This window comes from Bremerella sp. JC817, from assembly GCF_040718835.1.
Classification (GTDB): domain Bacteria; phylum Planctomycetota; class Planctomycetia; order Pirellulales; family Pirellulaceae; genus Bremerella.
Map to the genome: position 1 here is coordinate 635,172 of NZ_JBFEFG010000267.1, position 16,514 is coordinate 651,685.

The 16,514-nt window shown below is 57.3% G+C and carries 14 protein-coding genes; 11 read left to right on the top strand and 3 right to left on the bottom strand.

What is annotated here, in order from left to right:
- The first annotated feature begins 19 nt into the window (after positions 1-19).
- Both AB1L30_RS11315 and AB1L30_RS11320 read left to right on the top strand, forming a co-directional pair.
- On the top strand, positions 20-1,753 hold the full coding sequence (locus tag AB1L30_RS11315) for an alpha-amylase family glycosyl hydrolase (protein ID WP_367013527.1): 1,734 nt from the start codon (positions 20-22) through the stop codon (positions 1,751-1,753).
- A gap of 57 nt (positions 1,754-1,810) precedes the next feature.
- A complete protein-coding gene (locus AB1L30_RS11320; RefSeq protein WP_367013528.1) occupies positions 1,811-3,031 on the top strand; it encodes a glycosyl transferase in 1,221 nt (406 codons plus the stop codon).
- 82 nt (positions 3,032-3,113) lie between these two features.
- On the opposite strand, the gene AB1L30_RS11325 is transcribed toward AB1L30_RS11320, so the two are convergent.
- The gene (locus tag AB1L30_RS11325) at positions 3,114-3,743 is read right to left on the bottom strand and encodes a DUF1080 domain-containing protein (protein ID WP_367013529.1); all 630 of its coding nucleotides are present in this window, start codon (positions 3,741-3,743) and stop codon (positions 3,114-3,116) included.
- A gap of 278 nt (positions 3,744-4,021) precedes the next feature.
- Here AB1L30_RS11325 and AB1L30_RS11330 point away from each other — a divergent pair, with 278 nt between their 5' ends.
- Positions 4,022-4,810 (top strand): hypothetical protein, encoded by a 789-nt coding sequence (locus AB1L30_RS11330; protein ID WP_367013530.1) that lies wholly within the window; start codon positions 4,022-4,024, stop codon positions 4,808-4,810.
- Between the two features lie 29 nt (positions 4,811-4,839).
- On the opposite strand, the gene AB1L30_RS11335 is transcribed toward AB1L30_RS11330, so the two are convergent.
- On the bottom strand, positions 4,840-5,781 hold the full coding sequence (locus tag AB1L30_RS11335) for a ZIP family metal transporter (RefSeq protein WP_367013531.1): 942 nt from the start codon (positions 5,779-5,781) through the stop codon (positions 4,840-4,842).
- Positions 5,782-5,970: 189 nt separating this feature from the next.
- On the opposite strand from AB1L30_RS11335, the gene AB1L30_RS11340 reads away from it, so the two are divergent.
- Positions 5,971-8,178, top strand: coding sequence for a cation-translocating P-type ATPase (locus tag AB1L30_RS11340; protein ID WP_367013532.1), 2,208 nt, complete (start codon positions 5,971-5,973; stop codon positions 8,176-8,178).
- Between the two features lie 49 nt (positions 8,179-8,227).
- Here the strand turns inward: AB1L30_RS11340 and AB1L30_RS11345 are convergent, their stop codons facing one another.
- Positions 8,228-8,710 (bottom strand): hypothetical protein, encoded by a 483-nt coding sequence (locus AB1L30_RS11345; protein ID WP_367013533.1) that lies wholly within the window; start codon positions 8,708-8,710, stop codon positions 8,228-8,230.
- Between the two features lie 196 nt (positions 8,711-8,906).
- On the opposite strand from AB1L30_RS11345, the gene AB1L30_RS11350 reads away from it, so the two are divergent.
- From AB1L30_RS11350 to AB1L30_RS11380, 7 genes are all read left to right on the top strand, one after another.
- Entirely contained in the window at positions 8,907-9,269 is a 363-nt protein-coding gene (locus AB1L30_RS11350) for a PadR family transcriptional regulator (RefSeq protein WP_367013534.1), read from the top strand.
- Positions 9,247-9,999 carry a hypothetical protein gene (locus AB1L30_RS11355; RefSeq protein ID WP_367013535.1) on the top strand — a complete coding sequence of 251 codons (753 nt, stop codon included), beginning with the start codon at positions 9,247-9,249 and terminating at the stop codon, positions 9,997-9,999. Before AB1L30_RS11350 ends, AB1L30_RS11355 begins: the two co-directional genes overlap by 23 nt.
- Positions 10,000-10,150: 151 nt before the next feature.
- Positions 10,151-11,338 carry a phosphoglycerate kinase gene (locus tag AB1L30_RS11360; protein WP_367013536.1) on the top strand — a complete coding sequence of 396 codons (1,188 nt, stop codon included), beginning with the start codon at positions 10,151-10,153 and terminating at the stop codon, positions 11,336-11,338.
- An 80-nt stretch (positions 11,339-11,418) separates the two neighbouring features.
- Positions 11,419-11,976 carry a DinB family protein gene (locus tag AB1L30_RS11365; protein ID WP_367013537.1) on the top strand — a complete coding sequence of 186 codons (558 nt, stop codon included), beginning with the start codon at positions 11,419-11,421 and terminating at the stop codon, positions 11,974-11,976.
- Positions 11,977-12,009: 33 nt separating this feature from the next.
- Positions 12,010-12,423, top strand: a complete 414-nt coding sequence (locus AB1L30_RS11370; protein WP_367013538.1) for a CrcB family protein — start codon at positions 12,010-12,012, stop codon at positions 12,421-12,423.
- Positions 12,424-12,625: 202 nt separating this feature from the next.
- A complete protein-coding gene (locus AB1L30_RS11375) occupies positions 12,626-14,734 on the top strand; it encodes a DUF1559 domain-containing protein (protein WP_367013539.1) in 2,109 nt (702 codons plus the stop codon).
- A 146-nt stretch (positions 14,735-14,880) separates the two neighbouring features.
- Entirely contained in the window at positions 14,881-16,506 is a 1,626-nt protein-coding gene (locus tag AB1L30_RS11380) for an NAD(P)/FAD-dependent oxidoreductase (RefSeq protein ID WP_367013540.1), read from the top strand.
- Positions 16,507-16,514: the final 8 nt, after the last annotated feature.

A 16,514-nucleotide genomic window follows, 5' to 3' on the forward strand; every position in this document is an offset into this window, starting at 1 on the left:
AATCGAATAGGGAGGTTCCATGATCGGCACGTCAGAACAACACGATACTCTTAAGATGCACCTGACTCGGATGTATGGCGAGTCAACTGCCGACGTCGTTCTGCCGCGTATCGTCGAACTGCTGGAGTCGTACACCGCCAAGATCCCGGCCGCCAAACGTATCGGCTGGGACGAGACCGACGTCGTGCTGATCACCTATGCCGACCAGGTCTATGGTACTGACAAGCCGCCGCTGGCAGTGCTTCGCGAGTTCCTGGTGCAGCATGGCTATCAGGACCTGATCAACACGGTTCACCTGCTTCCATTTTATCCGTATACGTCCGACGATGGATTCTCTGTCGTCGACTACAAGCAAGTCGATCCAGGTTCTGGCGATTGGCCGGACGTGGCTGGCCTGGCGGAAGATTTCAATCTCGCCTTCGACTTCGTGACGAACCACTGCTCGCAGAAAAACGAATGGTTTCAGAAGTACCTCGCCGGTGAAAAACCTTACGACGAGTTCTTTATCGACGTTGATCCCAGCACCGACCTGAGCGCCGTCGTCCGTCCAAGAGCGTTGCCTCTGCTGACGCCGTTTCCATCGGCATCTGGTGAAAAGCATGTCTGGACAACCTTCAGCGCCGACCAGGTCGACCTGAATTTCGGCAGCCCGGAAGTCTTGCTGGCGATGCTCGATGTGCTGCTTTTTTATATCGAGAACGGTGCCCGTATTGTCCGCCTCGATGCGATCGCGTTCCTATGGAAAACGATCGGCACGAATTGCCTGCATCTGGATGAAACGCATGAGGCAGTCAAACTGATGCGAACGGCGACCGAGATGGTCGCTCCGCACGTGCTGCTGCTCACCGAAACCAACGTCCCGCATGCCGAGAACATCAGCTACTTTGGCCTGGCGGACGAAGCACACATGGTCTATCAGTTCAGCTTGCCGCCGCTGCTTTACGATGCCTACCTGAACGAAGATGCCAGTTCGCTCAACGAGTGGATGCAATCGCTGTACGACATTCCTGCCGGAACGACTTACTTCAACTTCACCGCCTCGCACGATGGCATTGGGGTGCGACCTCTGGAAGGACTCGTTCCTTCGGAACGCCTCGATAAACTAGTCACCGCGACGCGCGATCGAGGCGGCCTGGTCGGTATGCGAACGATGCCCGACGGATCGCAGAAGCCGTACGAGTTGAACATCACCTACGTCGACGCGATGGGCGAACCGGAAGGGTTCGGTCCTGAACTGCATGCGGCCCGCTTCCTGGCAACTCAGGCCATCATGCTGGCAATGAAGGGGATCCCTGGGATCTACTTCCATAGCCTGGTCGGCACGCAGAACCATATCACCGGCGTCGAAGAAAGTGGCATTCCACGCCGCATTAATCGCCGCAAGTTCGAGCGTCTGGAACTTGAGAACCAGATCTCGAAGCCAGACTCGCTGCAGCAGCGCGTGTTCCATGGCTATCAATCGCTGTTGAAGGCGCGGATCGCCCAGCCAGCGTTTCATCCCGATGGCCCGAGCGAAGTCTACGCGACCGGCAATCCGGCCATCTTCGGTTTCCTTCGTACGTCACCGGAGCGAGACCAAACGATTCTGGTACTCGCGAACCTGACCGACAAACTGCAAAGCTTGCCCCTCAGCGATCCTAAGCTGAAAGAGCTGAAATACGACGCGATCAGCGAATCGTTCGTCGTCGAGTCGCAAGGCATCACGCTTGATCCTTACCAGGTTGTCTGGCTGACTGAGCCGGACGAGACGTAAACGCCCCTTATCAACAGCCCATCCCACACCCCAGTTCCCGGCGAGGAGTAACCCCACTTGTCCGACTTTATCCAACAAGGCCCAATCTCTACACTGCACGATTTCGGCACGGTCGATTCGGCGCAGTTGGAGCAAACGCTGGTCGATGCGACGAGCGAATACCCAATGGGGTTGATCTTGCCGGTCACGGCCAGCGACATGCGAGCCCCGGCCTTCTCGACCATTATGAAGGAACTGGAAGGCACGTCGTTTCTGAAGACGATTGTGATCGTGTTGAACCGGGCAGAGTCGGTGGACGATTATCGCGAGTGCCGCCAGTTAACGTCCGGCCTGGGCAACATGGCTCGTGTGCTGTGGACCGATGGTCCGCGAGGGATTGCCGCTTTCCAACAGCTGACCGATGCAGGCTTCAACGTTTCCGTTCCCGGCAAGGGACGAGCCGTATGGACCGCGTTTGGCTACTTGCTGGCCGATCCTGAAATCAAAGCGATGGCGCTGCATGACTGCGACATCGTTAATTACCACCGCGACATGTTGATGCGGCTTTGCTTGCCGATGGCCCACCGCGGGTTCGACTTCGATTTCTGCAAAGCGTACTACGCCCGAGTCACCGACCGGATGCATGGCCGCGTGGTTCGCTTGCTGATGACACCGCTGCTGCGATCGCTGATCGGTGTGATCGGCAACGACGACTTCCTGGTCTTCCTTGACAGCTTTCGCTACCCACTCTCAGGCGAGTTTGCCATCACGTCGACGCTGGTGCGTGCCAATCGCATTCCCAGTGACTGGGGCCTGGAGGTGGGCACCTTGGCCGAAGTGTTCCGGAATACAAGCCCCAAGCGCATTTGCCAGATCGACCTGGGACATCCGTACGAACACAAGCATCAGCCAGTCTCGCTGGAAGATGCTCAGCGCGGGCTGATGAAGATGACCTCCGACATCCTGCACAGCATCTACCGCACGCTTTCGAGTCGCGGGATCGTGTTCAGCATGGGGATGTTTAACACCCTGGAATCGGCTTACCTGCGTTATGCCCAGGACGCCATTCGGCAGTATCACGCCGACGCGGTAATCAACGGCCTCTCGTTCGATCGTCACAGTGAAGAACAATCTGTCGAAGGCTTCGCCCGGCTGATCACGCAGTGCGGTCAAGAATTCTTCGAGAACCCTGTATCTGCCCACGAGATGCCGACCTGGACGCGTGTACGAAGTGCGCTGCCTGACTTCCCCAGCACGCTCCGTCGCATGGTTGAAGGTGACATGATGGAATACACCTAGTCGCTGCTTACGACTTCAAGAAATAGAAATGGCCGCGAATAAGTTCGCGGCCATTTCTGTTGATCGGCGGGACGCAGATGCGTTAGTCGTCCAGACGACGGACTTCGATGTCCTTGAACCAGACAGTGCTGCCTGGATCGTGAGCCTGCAGGGCGAAGGTGCCCTTGTCGAGGACTCGGGTGAAGTCATTACCTGGCTTGGCACCTTCTGGTTCGGTGTAATCCGCGGTGACTTCACCGTTGATCTTGATGATGACATGCTTGCCATCCACCTTGATGTAGTAGTCGAACCATTCGCCATCCTTCGCTGGCGAGTTGTTCATGACGTCCTTCACCGAGTAAATGCCGCCGGTCTTCTTAGGATCGCCGTGAGTGTTGTTGACCTGGGCTTCGAAGCCATACTTTGGCCAACCCTTGTCTTGGAACTTGGTGTGGAAGTAGATACCGCCGTTGCTGTTCTTGTCGGTCTTAACTTTCGCCTTGAACTCGAAGTTCTTGAAAGGCTTGTCTTCGCCCACGTAGAACAAGTGGCTGCGATCGCCCTTGGCAACAAAAGCGCCGTCTTCCACTGCCCACGATTGTGGGTTTTCGCTGATCTTCCAACCGTCGAAGGTCTTGCCGTCCATCAACGACTTCCATTCGCCTTCAGCGGCGGTTGCGACAGCGGTCAGCAACAAACAAAAAGCGGCACCAGCGGCCAAACGTTTCAACATGAGTTTTCCTTTACGAAGTGCGAATGTCTTCTTGGTCCGGGGATGGTTCGCGGCGGCGTTCAGGGTTTGTACCTATGCCCTGGGCAGTCACGACGCGATATTCAAGAACTGATTTTGGTTGAAACCCCGAGCGATGACAAGATTCCCAAACATTCCTGGACGGTTTTTATGGATTCGTGGCCATATTCCTGTATTTTTTGATGTCTGTAGCGAATCCCATTCGGGAACCAATCTCAATTGCCCCAACATTTCACACCCCACATCTGGAGCGGTCGGCCATGGCTACCCCTTCGATTTTGCCAATGAGCTGGGAAGTCCCAGAGATTCTTCGGCAACGACTTGGCGATGGACCTGGTCGTCAGCGCGTGATGGAGGCCAACGGCCACCTGCTGCTGGTCGTGCATCGTCCGCCGAAGCTGGGCGATCGCATTCGGAGCGGTCGCTATTTTTGGAGGTCGCCGGAAGGGAAATGGATTAGCAGCGATCTTGGCCAGGGCCCTTCCGCCATGCTCAAGCACCTGGACGAATACACTGTCGCGATCGAGAGGCTGGAGAAGGCCGAAAACGACGCCCAATCGAGCGAAGACTATTTTCGAGTAATCAGCGAACTGGCCCCCTTGCTGCGAGCCACTAGAAACCTGCACGCGACGCTCCAGAAGGCTCGCGAACTCTCTGGCAACGATCGCCTGATGATCAACTATCGCGACCGCAGTTACGAACTCGAGCGTTCCGCCGAACTGCTCTACAACGAGTCGAAGAATGAGCTCGATTTCCTGATTGCCCAGCGCAGCGAACAACAAGCCGCGAGTTCACACCGCATGTCGGTCTCGGCACATCGGCTCAATATCCTGGTGGCGTTGTTCTTTCCGATCGCTACTTTGGCAACCGTGTTCGGTTCGTCGCTCCGCCACGGGTTCGAGACCGCCAATGCGCCGTACCCATTTTTGACGATGCTGGTTGTCGGCTTCCTGCTTGGCTTGTTTCTGAACTGGTTCATCAACGTGCCGATCGATCCCAAGCCTCGCAAACGCCCCGGCGTCGATGCCCGCGTACCCCGCTCGCCCTAGCACCGGCGTGAGAATTTGCCGCGCGAAGATCACTCAGGCTGCGAGACTTCCGTCGCGGCAGGTGGGGCAGGCTGATCATGATTATGCAGTCCGCCTGGTTCGGCGAAACCAATCAGATAGGCAACGCCAACCCCCAGCAGCATCACCAGCGAAAGCTTCACTTTGTCGTGTGAATGGAACTGCACTTCCGGCAAGATGTCTGCCAGCGAGATACAAAGGAAGACGCCCGCCGAGAAGCAAAGAGCCATGCCGACCATAAACTGCTTCGAGGTATCGAGCCCGTTGTAGCCGGTGTAGAACAACAACACGCCGAGCGGGCACATCAACGCGTAGCCAAGGTTGACGATGTTGATCGTTTGAATCGGCCACTTGCTTTGTCGCATGACGAACGTGATCGACAAGGCATCGAGCGGCTTGTGCAGAAAGATTCCCAGGAAGACCCCCAGCCCCATGATTCCGACCGCGTTCGGATCGTGATGGGCTGCCGCCGAAACTCCGGCCGCCAAAGCGACACCATCTAGCAGCGTGTGCAGCGAAAGCCCGAGGAAGATTCCGAGCCAACGCATTCGCGAATCGGCCGCGTCCTCGGAGTGATCGTGCCCATGATGGTGGTGGCCATGATCGTGTTCGCAGTGCAGGTGACCGCCATGTTCATGGTCGCCAGCCGCGGTGCCAGGATAGTCGTTCTCGACCGGGGCGTGTTCATGAAAATGAAACAGACGCATCAGGAAGAAGGTGGTCAGCAAACCCAGCAGCAGACCACCCATCGCCCAGTCGATCGAACCGCAATCGCTGATGCCATGCGGCAGCATATGCAGGATGCCAACTCCCAGCATCAAGCCACCAACCGCACTCATCATCATCTGCATCCGGGTATGCGTCAGACGCATGACGACCGGCAACCAACCTCCCAGCAGAGAGGCGGCGATGATCAGCAGGCAGTAAATGGCAATCAACGCCAGGGGAAACATGACCTACGATTCCACAGTTGGAAGAACCTGATTCCCTAGCCGATTTCGGCACAATCCAGGGAAACCTTTCAGCTTAGACGCGCATTCCCCCCATGCCAAGTGGATGCGGGGCTTTGACCTGCTGGCCTGGAACGCTACGATTCAAAGACCATAACCTCTCATAAATCCATATTACGACAGTAGTTCCGGATGCCTAATCCAGCCCCAGAAAAGACGCTCGAATCGTCCTCACAGGTTAGCCTGAAAGTGACAGAACTCGATTGCTCGGAAGAAGCTCGGATCCTGAAAGAGGGGCTCGCCAGCAAGCCTGGCATCGAAAAACTCGATTTCGATGTCATGCGCGGGCGGATGGATATCTACTACGACTCCGATCATTGGAATATTCAGCAACTGATCGACGAGGTCGGTACCCTCGGGATGACGGCTCAGCGTTTTCAGGAAACAAAAGCAAAAGCCGACGAAGCCAAGCCGTCCCCGGCCGGGCGTGATCGCGAACGAGCTTTGATCCGCTGCGGTGCGTTCTTGCTGGTCGCCGTCGCCGTCCAAGCCTGGGACATGGGTTCGATCTGGGCTCTGTTCAGCATCGAAGAATCGGCTCACTCAGTCTCGGTCGTCGCCAGCTTCCTTTACCTTGTCTCGATTGGGCTGGGGATCCGCTGGATCTTGCCGAAGGCACTCAAATCGGTCTGGCGATTCACCGCCGACATGAACGTGCTGATGTGCGTGGCGGTTGCCGGAGCCGTGATCCTGGGCGAACTGTTTGAAGGCGCGATGGTCGTCTTCTTATTCACCCTCTCGGAAGTGCTCGAACAACAAAGTGTGAGCCGTGCCCGGCGCTCGATCCAGTCGCTGATGACGCTGGCCCCGGACATCGCTCGCGTGAAGAGTTGCTGCGAGATTCAAGAGATCCCCACCGACGACGTTCAGGATGGCCAGATTTGTGTCGTTCGACCTGGCGAACGGATTCCGCTTGATGGCACGATCACTGAAGGCTTGTCCGCTGTCGATCAGGCCCCCATCACTGGCGAATCGGTTCCCGTCGAAAAGCAGCCGGGCGATCCGGTTTATGCCGGAACGATCAATGGCAGCGGCAGCCTCGAGTTTCGCGTTGAAGGAACGTCCGGTTCGACCTTGCTCACGCGTATTGTGCGACTGATCGATCAAGCGTATCAGCGCCGTGCCCCAAGCGAACAATGGGTCGACAAGTTCGCTCGTTATTACACGCCCACCATGATGCTGCTGGCGGTTGCCATGATGGTGATTCCGCCGACGCTGTTTGGCTGGACCGTCGAAAACGCAACGACCTGGTTCTATAACGGCCTGGTGCTGCTGGTGATTGCCTGCCCATGTGCTCTGGTGATCTCGACTCCGGTCAGCATCGTTTCCGGCCTGACGGCAGCCGCCCGAAACGGCGTGCTGGTCAAAGGTGGCCTTTCGCTGGAAACCTTGGCGAAGGTCAAAGCAATCGTCCTCGACAAAACCGGAACGCTTACCACCGGCATGCCATCGGTTACTTCGATTCGCACGTTCAACGACATGGATTCGAACGAAGCCAACTCCATCGCCGCGTCACTTCAACAGCACAGTACGCACCCGATCGCGAAAGCGATTCTGAAGTTCACCCAAGATCAAGGGGGCACCTCCGCTGATGCCAACCAGGTCGAAGAGATCCCTGGGCGTGGTATCCGTGGCGAAGTCAACGGTCGCTCGGTCTGGCTCGGCAGCATGCGGCTGGCGGAAGAACAATCGATCGACGCGGGACTACTGCAAGAAGCTTCGCCTGAGCCAGGCAGCAACATTGTTCTGCTTGGACATGAAAATCAACTGCTCGCTGCATTCTATTTACAAGATCAATTACGAGAGACCGCTACGGCTGCGGTGGCTGCGCTGCATCGGTTAGGCGTTTCCCAGATCGAATTGATTTCCGGCGATCGCAACGACGTGGTTCGCAGCGTGGCCGAAACGGTCGGCGTCGATGCCTGGAGGGGCGAGCAACTGCCTGAGCAAAAAATAGAAGCGGTCGGCAGGCTGCATCACGAGCACGGACTGGTCGCCATGGTCGGGGATGGCATCAACGATGGCCCGGCACTTGCCGCGGCAGATGTCGGCATCGCCATGGGGGCGATGGGAAGTGACACGGCAATTGAAACGGCCGATGTCGCCCTGATGTCGGACGAAATCGAAAAGCTTCCCTGGCTGATCCATCACGGCCGACGAACGTTGTCTCTGATCCGGCAGAACATCTTCGCCGCGCTGGCGATCAAGGCGGTCTTCGTCTTACTGACGATGATTGGCTATTCCAATCTGTGGCTGGCGATCCTGGCCGACACCGGCGTTTCGCTGGCGGTGATTGCCAACAGCCTCCGTCTGCTGCGGATCGATTCCAAGCACGAGTGAAAGCACGCCCAAACGCTTTCACTCGCGTGAATGTCTGTTACTAGCATCGTCACGGCTGGCGACGGAAACGGGTCACTTGAAACGGCGTCGCTTGCCAGCTATCTCCGGAAACCAACAGCGTGTCGCCGTCGTCGGCCATGTCGGCCTGCCAGATATGCGTCTTGGCCTTGCCTGCGATGGCCACTTCCCATTGGCCTTGGGAATTCTGACTGGCGAGCCACTTCGGGTCTTCGGCTTCGACATGGATGGAATCGGAGCCCGTCACCTCGATTGCCGCGTCGCCGTTCGGTTTGAATTCGACGCTCATCTGGCATTTGCTGATCTGCCAACGCACGTACGGGACCAGCATCAGTCGCATCGGCAACGACATGCCATCTCGCTTCAGCACTTCGTCCACACGGTCGTAGCTCGTCTCCATCTGCCCGACCCATTTCCCTTCCAAAGGCATGCCGATCGGCCCTTCCGCGTAGAGGGAACTCGCCAACAACAGGGTCCCTGCGACAACGCCGCAGCACAACATCGCTCGAATCATTTTGGATCTCCCTATCACAAAACGGGTTGGAATCACCGTGACACCAACGCCTGATTGACTTACGCGGGACGATACCTATTGGTTCAAGGCATGGCAATGTGACATTGCTCGATTTAAGTCTTAATTGACATACCTTGTCGTTCTAGGTATTATCCCGTGATTGGAACACTTCTTGCCTGAGATCGTGTCGTCACGGATGGCCCCGAAAAGTAGCAATCCCGATTTCCTCAATGGCGTGCCAGAGCTTCTTTTGTTGCGTCTGTTGGCTCGTCGTCCGATGTATGGTTACGAGCTGGTTCAAGCGATCCGCCTGGCCAGTGATGGCGAATTGGAGTTCGGCGAGGGATGCATCTATCCGATCCTGCATCGTCTGGAACGCGACAAGAAGCTCGCCTCGAAGCGAGAGACGGTCAGCGGACGCAGCCGCGTCGTCTATCGGGTTACCCGGGCAGGTCGTAAGAAACTAGAGCAGCAGCAATCGCTCTGGGAACAGACCATGCTCGCCATTGAAAAAGTTCTTCACGGAGAGGATGACCGTGGAAACGCTTCCATTTCTTGACTCACTCCGAACACGTTTGATCGATCAAGGTTTGCCTCGCAACTATGTCGATCGCACTGTGCTCGAACTGGAGGACCATTTCGAGGATCTGCTCCGCTTCAGCAGCCAATCGCCGGAGCAATTGGCCCGGTGCCTCGATCGCTTCGGCACGATCGATCAACTGACGCAGCGGCTGGTTTCCGAGTATCGCCAGCAAAGCTTCGCAGGTCGGCACCCAGGGTTGATCTTCGGCCTGCTGCCGATTCCGTTAAGCTTTCTCGGAGCAGCTCTGTTTTACCTAGTCAGCGTAGCCATGATTCCGCAAGCGTTCCTTTGGCTGACGCGGAATGGCTGGCTGATTCCTCATACGCCCGAAGCTCAACTGCTGGGCAACCTTTCTGCCGGGTTGCTCAACACGATCGGTGAAGTGGTCGTCCCGATCGCGTGTGCTTTGCTATTATTTCGGCTGGCGTATCGGGGTGGTTGGATGAAAGGCTGGATTTGGCTTTCTTCCGGTTTGGTGGCGGTGTTCTGTCTGGCCAGCACGATCACATTGCGGATTCAAAGCGTCGAGTCCGAACTGGGCCGGAACATGCAGCTCAGCTTGCAGATGAGTACTCCGCAGTCCCTTTCCGATTTCGCGATCCAGGCCCTGCAAGCGACATTGCCGATGCTGGTCGTCCTGGTTTGCCTTGGCCTGAATCACTGGCCACGCATGCCCCATTCCGCCGGAACGATCGACGCCGATTAGCCCCTAGGGGATCGTTTTCCCCTTCCAGGGGCCTCTGCGGTGTCGCTGGCCCCGTCCGATTGCGGCACCTTTTGCGATGCCCGCCAGGACGTTACATTGTCGGTTTCAAACGAAAACGAAAAGAAAACCTTTCTTGGAGCTTGAATCCAAAATGGCAAAGCTATCGATCGCCGATGTCGACGTCAGTGGAAAAAAAGTCTTGATGCGGGTCGACTTCAATGTCCCCCTCGATGACAGCGGCAAGATCACCGACGATCGTCGAATCGAAATGGCCCTTCCTTCGATCAAGTCGGTTGTCGACCGTGGTGGCCAACTGATCCTGATGAGCCACCTTGGCCGTCCTGAACCAGGCGCCGACAACTCGGCTTACAGCCTGAAGCCAGCCGCCGTTCGCCTGGGCGAACTGTTGAGCAAGGAAGTTGCTTTCGCCAGCGACACCGTCGGCGAAGATGCCGCCGCCAAGGTTGCCGCCCTGACCGATGGTGGCGTGGTCGTGCTGGAAAACCTGCGATTTGAAAAGGGCGAAAAAAAGGGCGACGCCGAATTCGCTGGCAAGCTGGCCGCCTTCGCCGACATCTACTGCAACGATGCCTTCGGTACCTGCCATCGTACCGATGCTTCGATGGTTGCCGTTCCAGAAGCGATGGGAAGCAAGCCCAAGGTTGTCGGCTTCCTGGTCGAAAAAGAAATCACCTACTTGTCCGATGCCATCGGCAACCCAAAGCGCCCATTCGTCGCGATCCTGGGTGGTGCCAAGGTCTCCGACAAGATCATGGTCATCAAGAATCTGTTGGGTATCTGCGACAAAGTGCTCATCGGTGGTGCTATGGCCTACACCTTCTCGCTCGCTCAAGGCGGCAAGGTTGGCAAGAGCCTGGTCGAAAAGGACAAGGTTGAACTGGCCAAGGAACTGATCGCCCAAGGTGGCGACAAGTTGGTTCTGCCCGTCGACACCCACTGCGGCGACGACTTCAGCGGAAGCTGCAACAAGCAGGTCGTTAAGGCTGGCGAAATTCCAGACGACTTCGAGGGCCTCGACGTCGGTCCAGAAACCGCCAAGCTGTACGCCGACCTGGTGAAGGACGCCAAGACGGTCGTTTGGAACGGTCCAATGGGCGTGTTCGAGATGCCTCCATTCGACGCCGGAACCAAGGCTGTCGCTGACGCAATCGCCGAATCGGATGCCATCAGCATCATCGGTGGTGGTGACAGTGCCGCCGCAATCGGCCAGTTTGGTCTGGACGACAAGGTCACCCACGTTTCGACCGGTGGTGGTGCCAGCCTCTCGATGCTCGAAGGTCAGGCCTTCAAGGCTGTCGATATCCTCGACGACAAGTAGTCGCCATCACTTCGGTGATCGAATACCATGGAAGCGGTCCTGAATAGCAGGGCCGCTTTTTTTATGAGAAAGTCGATCGAATGAACGCGACCACGCCCATTGTTCGCCTGCACGAACATCGCATGTGGGCCAACGAAAACCTTCGCCAGGCTTGCCTTTCGCTGACGTCAGAGCAGCTCCATCAGCAGCACGCCATCGGGCAAGGTACGCTCTGGAAAACGCTCTGCCACATGTACGCCGCCGAATATGTTTGGCTGGAGGCATTACAAGGCAAAGTCGAAACGCTTTGCCCCGGCGATGTCCCTGGCAAGCTGCCAGGCAATCAGGAAGGGGAGGGTGCCGTCACTACCTCGGCCGAATTGTTCGATCGCTGGAAACGGCTCGATCAACTTTGGAACGCCTACCTGACAACGCTCACGCCAGATCTGCTTTCGGTGACAATCTACAAAAAGAGCAGTAGCAGTTTCCAAGGTCAGGCGATTGGCGTCTCCGCGATGGATGTCCTTTTGCATGTCGCGACGCACGCGCATTACACCACCGCTCAGGCCATCAACATGCTACGCCATGTCGGTGTGGAAACGCTGCCGCAGTCGATGCTCATCACCCTGGCACGCGCCCAGTCGCTGGAACAATCGTAACCGCCAGAAAGCAACTGGCAGAGGATCACCGTCATGGCCAAGGCTTACCTGATATTGACCATTGCTCTGTTCGGAGCCCTCGGCGCACTCGGCCGGGTCTATCTCGGGACGTTCATCCAAGGCCTGGTGCCGGTATACGATTCGATCCGCTTCCCCGTCGGCACGTTACTGGTGAATGTACTGGGCTGCTTGATCTTCGGTTACCTCGGCTTCCTTGGACATCATCACGATGTCCTGCCTCCGTTCTGGCGAACGGCCTTACTGTCTGGCCTCCTCGGCTCGTTCACCACCTTCTCGACGTTCAGTTTCGAGACCATTCTTTTGTACGAAGACGCGCCGCACGGCAAGCTTTACCTGGCGGCCGCCAACATCTTGCTGAATGTGACGCTGGGCCTCGGCGCGATTCTTTTAGGGCTGCAAATCGGCCGTTTAACGACCGGTAACTAGCTAAGCATTTATGCTGCGCAAGTTCTATGTTGCGAGGGCGTGAAGAATGCGCTAATTGCACCTCAGTTCGGATTGGCAAAATCGGAACTTGCTTACAATGCAGCGCTTGGCATGAAATCCGGCCCACGATCTGGTCGGAATGAAAATCTGAAACCGTGTTGATGCGTGCTGGTCGCCATCAACCTGAACCCCATGGTTAGCGATGACTTTCGGCTTCCTGAATTGGGCAACTTCTCAGCGTCTCGTTTCGGCACCTCTGGCCATTCTGTTACTGATTTCGGTCAGTGGTTGTGGTGGCTGCGGCGGCAGCTCGCCGAGTGATAAGCTCGCGCGATTCAACTTTACCCGTGCCCCTGATGCGGACGAACAAGCAGCGAAAGCAAAGCCTGCCGCGGAAGCCAAACCCTCCGCGACTGCTGCTCAGCCGGAGAAGCCCGCGGAAACACCTCCGCCGAAACCAGCCGAAGAAGTGAAGCCTCAGCCTGCGGCTACCCCGGCACCTGCTCCGGCTGCCCAGCCAGCGACAAGCAAGCCAGAACCAGCCGCGCAGCCTGCCGCTGCGGCTGCGACGACACCAGCCCCAGCCACGACCGTGGCAGCAACCGAACCTGGAATCGCGGGCGCACAAAAACGCCAGGCGGTGATCGAAGCGATGAAGCTGATGCCCGTCGGCGGTAGCGACCGAGCAGCAACCAAAGCACGTAGCCACGGCCTGATGGCACTCGTCGGCCAGGCCTTAGCCCAGCAAATCGCGGAAACGAAAAGCATTCCAGCCACGGCCCCTGTCGATGCAACGGGAAGACAGTTCTTAAGCTGGCGCGTTCACCTGCTGCCTTACCTCGGCTACGACGAACTTTACAAGAAGTTTCAACTCAACGAGCCTTGGGACAGCCCGACCAACATCAAGCTGAGCACCGAGATCCCGTTCGTTTATGCGACGCCAGGCTACCAGGACGATCGAACGAACCTGGTGCTGCTGACCGGCCCAACCTGCGCCGCGAACGATCGCCGGGCAACCCCGATCAGTGCGCTAACCTCTCGTAGTCTCTACAACAGTGTGGTGATGGTCGAACTCGCTGATCCGCAAGCTCGTCCCGTGTGGACCAAGCCGGAAGATCTGGCCTTCGATCCATCGATCCCTTCTAAAGGCTTGACCGGATGGCCTGATAAAAAGTTCCTGGCGGTCACGGCCGATGGCGAAGTGCATGATGTCCCGGTCACCAACCAGGATCACCTCAATCGCTTGTTCGTCGTGAGCAATCCGATCGACCTGAGCGAGATCGCCTCGGCACCGACGCTGCCGGGAAGCATGGCTTCGGCAGGAACGAACATCTCGCTCACGTCGACGCAGCCGATGGCAGGCCCGGTCAGTCGCAACGACTTGGATCCCTCGAAGATGCCCTTGCCAGAAACAGCTGAGATCGATGCGGCCGCGATCGAACTGCGACGCCTTTTTCAGAACGAAGTTCGCGAAGCAGACCAGGATCATAAGAAAGCCGAGATCGCCAGCAAGCTGCTGAAGCACGCCGAGTATCTGCAGAACGATCCTGTCAAACAGTGTGCCGCTCTGCAGATTGCTTATCGCTTCGCGATTCTGGCCAAGAGCCCCATCCTGTTGAAGGATGCCTTTGAGCAGCTTCAGCGAAAGTACCAGGTCGACTCGTTCAGTTCCGACATGTTCATCGTTCGCTTCGGTTCCGAGAACATTCAGCGAATCCCCGCCCATCGTTTGCCAGAGTTTCGTTCGATTGCCCGCACGATCTTGAATCGTGCCATCGCGGACAATAATTTCCCAGCGATCGACGAGTTGATTCGCATCGGGACATTCTACGCGGCCAGTCAGAACGACCAACGGACGATGACCGAACTGGACAACCTCAAGTCGCGGAACAACGCCGCCAAGAAGGATTACGACGCGATCCAGGCCCGCTTCCTTTCGCTGGAAGTTCCTTCGCTCGACGAACAAGGCAACCTGATGGTTGGCAAGTTCTGGTGCATCCATCGTGACAACTGGGAAAAGGGATTCGAATTCCTCCTGCGAAGCAACGACGATCGTTTGCAGTACCTGGCCGAGACGGAAATGACCACTCCTGCCGATCCTCGCATCCAGTTCAAGATCGCCGAAGGGTGGTGGGAGATTGGAATCGCCAGCCCACCAGGAACCGAGCGGAACCGCTTTCTGGGTCGAGCCGCCCAGTGGTATAAGAAATCGGATCAGAACATGACCGACTCCCTCGAAAAGGTGACCGCCCAGCAGCAACTCCAGGAATTCACCCGACTGACTGGGGTCCGAGACATTCCTTCGCTATAGCTTTCGCTTGGTATGATCTGGCACTTGTCCCGATTATGCAGATCGAATCGTCTGACGGCGTGCCGGTAAACTTTTCCGGCCGCCGATGGCGAAGTCTAGATTGGTAGCATTCCATCTCAGGCTTCCTAGCAAAGGATTGATTCGGCATGGTTCATCGCGGCGGGTACTTCGACTGCATCGTCATTGGTGCAGGCCACAACGGCTTGATCACCGCTGCTTACCTGGCCAAGGCTGGAAAGAAAGTCGCCGTCCTCGAACGCCGCCATGTCCTGGGGGGCTGCTCGACCACGGAAGAACTTTGGCCTGGCTTCAAGGTCTCGACCGCTTCTTACGTCGTCAGCTTGCTGCTGCCGGAGATCATCCGCGACCTGAAGCTGAAGCAGAATGGCTTGAAGATTCTGCCGCGTGATCCCGCCTCGTTCACGCCGACGGACGATGGCCGCTATTTACTGCTGGGGCACGACGTTAACTCGAACGCGCAGCAGATCGCCAAGTTCAGCCAGAAAGACGCCGAAGCGTATCCGAAGTACAACGAACTGCTCGAGCGAATTGCCGCGGTCGTCGAACCAATCTTGATGCAGACGGCGCCAGACCCGCTGCCGATGCCCAAAGATTGGCGGAGCGTCCCACTCACCAAACGGCTTCGCGATACGTCGCGACTGTGGAATTTCTATCAGACCTTTGGCAAGCTGGGGGGCGAAATCCCGGAGGCGATCGAACTGCTGTCCGGTGCCGCTCGGCCGATCCTGGAACGCTGGTTCGAGAGCGAACCGCTTCGAGCAACCCTTGCCACTGACGCGATCATCGGGGCATTCGCTTCGATTTCGGCACCTGGCACGGCATATGTGCTGCTCCACCATGTGATGGGAGAAGCAGGCGGCAAACGCGGCGTCTGGGGCTTTGTCGAAGGGGGCATGGGTGGCATCGCCACGGCGTTGTCCAAGACCTGCGAAGAGCTCGGCGTGACGATCGTGCGAGAAGCCCCCGTCGAGAAGATTCTGGTGGGCAATCGCGGCGCGGAAGGTGTTCAATTGGTCGATGGCACCAGCTACGAAGCGAAGGTGGTCGCGTCGAGCGTCGATGCGAATCTCACGTTCCGCAAGTTCCTGACGCCGAACCAACTGCCGCCTGAGTTCCTACGAGCGATCTCGAACATCGACTACGCTTCGGCATCGGCGAAGATCAACCTCGCCCTGGCCGAGCCTCCGCAGTTCACCGCATTCCCCGGCGAAGGCATCAGCCCGCTGCATCATGGCACGATGCACATTTCGCCGACGATGGACTATATCGAACGTGCCTACGACGACGCCAAGTATGGTCGCCCGAGCCAGGCACCGATCCTGGAAATGACGATGCCCACGTCGGTCGACAAAACAATCGCTCCTGATGGCAAGCACATCTTGTCGATCTTCGTGCAGTATGCCCCATATAAACTTCGCGATGCCAACTGGGACGACATCAAAGAATCGTTCGCCGACACGTGCATCGCCAAGATTGCCGAGTACGCCCCGAACGTCCCTGGTGCGATCATGCATCGCCAGGTTCTTTCGCCGCTGGATCTCGAGCGAACCTATGGGTTGACTGGCGGCAACATTATGCAGGGTGCCATGAACTTCAATCAGCTCTTCGCGATGCGGCCAGTGCCAGGTTGGGCCGATCACCGTACGCCGGTGCGTGGCTTGTACCTTTGCGGTGCGGCCAGTCATCCTGGTGGCGGCGTGATGGGTGCCTGCGGAAAGAACGCGGCGGTCGAAATCTTACGCGACTTCTAAGATCGTCC

Bases quoted from the DNA above. Each gene is read 5' to 3' on its own strand.
- AB1L30_RS11380 (WP_367013540.1), top strand. From the start codon at position 14,881: ATGGTTCATCGCGGCGGGTACTTCGACTGCATCGTCATTGGTGCAGGC.
- AB1L30_RS11370 (WP_367013538.1), top strand. From the start codon at position 12,010: ATGGCCAAGGCTTACCTGATATTGACCATTGCTCTGTTCGGAGCCCTC.
- AB1L30_RS11350 (WP_367013534.1), top strand. From the start codon at position 8,907: ATGGCCCCGAAAAGTAGCAATCCCGATTTCCTCAATGGCGTGCCAGAG.
- AB1L30_RS11325 (WP_367013529.1), bottom strand. From the start codon at position 3,743: ATGTTGAAACGTTTGGCCGCTGGTGCCGCTTTTTGTTTGTTGCTGACC.
- AB1L30_RS11335 (WP_367013531.1), bottom strand. From the start codon at position 5,781: ATGTTTCCCCTGGCGTTGATTGCCATTTACTGCCTGCTGATCATCGCC.
- AB1L30_RS11360 (WP_367013536.1), top strand. From the start codon at position 10,151: ATGGCAAAGCTATCGATCGCCGATGTCGACGTCAGTGGAAAAAAAGTC.
- AB1L30_RS11365 (WP_367013537.1), top strand. From the start codon at position 11,419: ATGAACGCGACCACGCCCATTGTTCGCCTGCACGAACATCGCATGTGG.
- AB1L30_RS11340 (WP_367013532.1), top strand. From the start codon at position 5,971: ATGCCTAATCCAGCCCCAGAAAAGACGCTCGAATCGTCCTCACAGGTT.
- AB1L30_RS11375 (WP_367013539.1), top strand. From the start codon at position 12,626: ATGACTTTCGGCTTCCTGAATTGGGCAACTTCTCAGCGTCTCGTTTCG.
- AB1L30_RS11345 (WP_367013533.1), bottom strand. From the start codon at position 8,710: ATGATTCGAGCGATGTTGTGCTGCGGCGTTGTCGCAGGGACCCTGTTG.
- AB1L30_RS11315 (WP_367013527.1), top strand. From the start codon at position 20: ATGATCGGCACGTCAGAACAACACGATACTCTTAAGATGCACCTGACT.
- AB1L30_RS11330 (WP_367013530.1), top strand. From the start codon at position 4,022: ATGGCTACCCCTTCGATTTTGCCAATGAGCTGGGAAGTCCCAGAGATT.